General features: G+C 65.5%; 1 protein-coding gene. It reads left to right on the top strand.

All coding sequences use genetic code 11. The annotated features are described in order from the left end of the window. Nucleotides 1-3,334, top strand: a 3,334-nt coding sequence (locus BT125_RS28205) for a non-ribosomal peptide synthetase (protein ID WP_139271834.1), incomplete at both ends; no start/stop codon positions are given.

The following is a 3,334-nucleotide window of genomic DNA, read 5'->3' as shown; positions in this document are numbered from 1 at the left end:
ACGCCACCGACCTGTTTGACGAAAGCACCATCGCCCGTTGGGGCCGGCACCTGCTGCACCTGCTCGACGCCCTGCTCGACGATGCGACGCAGCCGCTGGCGAGCCTGCCATTGCTGGACAATGCGCAGCGCCGGCAACTGCTCGGCGGTTTCAACCAGACCCACGCCCCTTTCCCCGAGGGCAGGCTGGTGCATGAGTGGTTCGAACAGCATGCGCAAGCCCAGCCACAGGCCATCGCGGTCCAGGCCGAGGGCACCCTACTCAGCTACGCCGAACTCAATGCCCGGGCCAACCGTATCGCCCACCGCTTGATCGCCGCCGGCCTGCGCCCGGATGAGCGTGTGGCGCTGCTGGTGGAACGCAACCCCGAGATGATCATTGGCATCCTGGCCATCCTCAAGGCCGGCGGTGCCTATGTGCCGCTGGACCCGAATTATCCGCAGGATCGCTTGCAGCACATGCTCAGCGACAGCTCGCCTCGGGTCCTGCTCAGCCAGGGTCTGCTGGTTGAACAACTGCCGCCATTGCAGATTACGCAACTGTTGCTGGACGACACGAGCGAAGGCGATGACCACAACCCACGGGTCGAAGGCTTGACCTCCCGGCACCTGGCTTACGTCATGTACACCTCCGGCTCCACAGGCAAACCGAAAGGGGTGATGCTCGAGCACCGCTCGGTATGCAACCAGATCGGTGCCTTGCAAGAGCGCTATGGCCTCAACCCTCGTGATCGCATCCTGCAATTCGCCACCATGACGTTCGACATGTCGGTGGAAGAGATTTTTGGTGCATTGCTCAGCGGTGCCACCCTGGTACTGCGCAGCGATGCCTGGATTGCCGGCACCGCTGCCTTCGCCACGCTGTGCGAACAACATGGGATCACCGTCGCTAACCTGCCAACGGTGTTCTGGCAACAGGTCAGCCGCGACCAACATGTGCCGCTGCCGACCTCGTTGCGCCAGTTCATGATCGGTGGCGAAGCGGTGGGCAAACAGGCGGTGAGCCAATGGTTCGCCCGCGCCGGCCATCGCCCGGCGTTGTTCAACGCCTACGGCCCGACCGAGGCCACCGTGAATGCCTCGATCCGCCTGATGGAAAGCGACCACGACGATTTCCGCTCCATCGGCACACCGGTGCGCAACACCCAGCTGCATGTCCTCGATGCCAACGGCAACCTCGTCCCGCTCGGGGTCGCCGGCGAGATCCACATCGGCGGCGTCGGTGTCGCTCGCGGTTACCTCAATCGCCAGGCGTTGACGGCCGAGCGCTTCATCGCCGACCCGTTCAGCACCGACCCGGACGCGCGCCTGTACAAGACCGGCGACCTCGGTCGCTGGCTGCCTGACGGCACCCTGCAGTATCTGGGACGCAACGACGACCAAGTGAAAATCCGTGGTTTCCGCGTAGAACTGGGCGAGATCGAAGCCGTCCTCGCGGGCTGTGCCGGTGTACGTGAAGCAGTGGTAGTGGCCCAGGAAAGCCAACCGGGCCAATCGGACAGCAAGCGGTTGATCGCTTACCTGTGCGGTGAACCGGTACCGGTGGAGCACTTGCGCAGCGTCTTGCTGGCGGCCCTGCCCGAATACATGGTGCCCAGCGCCTTCGTCCAACTCGAGGCCCTGCCACTGACGCCCAACGGCAAGCTCGACCGCCGCGCCCTGCCCGCGCCGGGCCAGGAAGCGTTCGTCAGCCGGGCCTACGAGGCCCCACGGGGCGAGATCGAACAGATCGTCGCGACGGTCTGGCAAGACCTGCTGGGTATCGAGAAAGTCGGCCGGCATGACCGGTTCTTCGAGCTTGGCGGGCATTCACTGCTGGCCGTGAGCCTGATCGATCGCCTGCGCCAGCATGGCCTGAGCGCCACGGTACGCACCGTGTTCACCGCACCCAGCCTGCGGGAAATGGCCCAGGCCCTGATTCGTAGCGATGAAACCTTGTTCCTGGCCCCGACCAACCGCATCCCGGCCGATTGCACGGCGCTGACGCCGGACATGTTGCCCCTGGTGGAATTGACCCCGGCGCAGCTGGAACGAATCGTCAGCGCCGTACCTGGCGGGGCCGCGAACATCCAGGACATCTACCCCCTGGCCCCCTTGCAGCAGGGCATCCTGTTCCATCATCTGCTGGGGCATGAAGGCGACGCCTATCTGGTGCGCTCGATGATCGAGTTCGACGACCGCCAGCGCCTCGATGCCTTCATCGCCACCCTGCAACAGGTGATCGACCGCCACGACATCCTGCGCAGCGCCGTGCATTGGGTCGGACAGCCGCAAGCGGTCCAAGTAGTGCAGCGCCAGGCCGGGCTGCCGATCCATCCCATCACCCTGGAAGCCGATGAGGACCCACGCGTCCAGCTGGAGCGCTTGAGCGATCCGCGCCACCTGCGCCTGGATTTGCAACAGGCCCCCTTGATGCGCGCCTGCATCGCCCAGGACCCGCAGTCCGAACGCTGGTGGCTGGCCTTGCTGGACCACCACATGATCAGCGACCACGTGTCCCTGGGCATCGTCCTCGAAGAAATCCAGCTGTTGATGCAGGGCCAGGGCGCCAATCTGCCGACGCCCATGCCTTATCGGGAGTTTGTCGCCCAGGTACTCGCCACGCCGCCCCAGGCCCATGAAGCCTATTTCACCCAACGCCTGGCCAGCATCGAGGAGCCCACCGCACCGTTCGGTGTGCTGGATGTCCAGGGCGATGGTGCCCAGGTGGTGGAGACCAGCGTGCGCCTCGACCGGGCCCTGAACCTGCGGATCCGCGCTCAATCGCGCCTGGCCGGGGTGACGCCGGCCGTGCTGTTTCATATTGCCTGGGCCCAGGTGCTCGCACGCTGCACCGGCCGCGACGACGTGGTGTTCGGCAGCGTGGTCGCCGGACGCCTGCAAGGTTCACTGGGCGCCGATCGGGCCCTTGGGGTGTTCATCAATACCTTGCCGGTACGGGTGCAACTGGCCGGGTTCAGCGCCAGGGCGCTGGTGGACGAAACCTATCGCGATCTCAGCGAACTGCTCGCCCACGAACAGGCCTCCCTGGCCCTGGCCCAACGTTGCAGCGGTGTTGGCGCGGGCCTGCCGCTGTTCACCACGCTGCTCAACTACCGCCACCAGACCGACGGCGGCTCGCTGGCCAACGAAGACCAGGTCCTGGCCTGGGACGGCGTGCGGTTCCTGAGCAACGAAGCGCGCACCAACTACCCGATCGAAGTGGCCGTGGCGGATGAAGGGGACGACTTCTCCGTGACCGCCCAATCCATCACCGGCATCGACCCGCAACGCATCGCCGCCTACCTCGCCCAAGCCGTCGCCGCGCTGGTCGAAGCCCTTGAACAGGCTCCCGA

This window comes from Pseudomonas sp. NFACC04-2, from assembly GCF_900119265.1.
Lineage (GTDB): Bacteria > Pseudomonadota > Gammaproteobacteria > Pseudomonadales > Pseudomonadaceae > Aquipseudomonas > Aquipseudomonas fluorescens_AA.
Note: the sequence above shows the minus strand (reverse complement) of the source record. Positions and strands in the feature narration are given on the sequence as shown.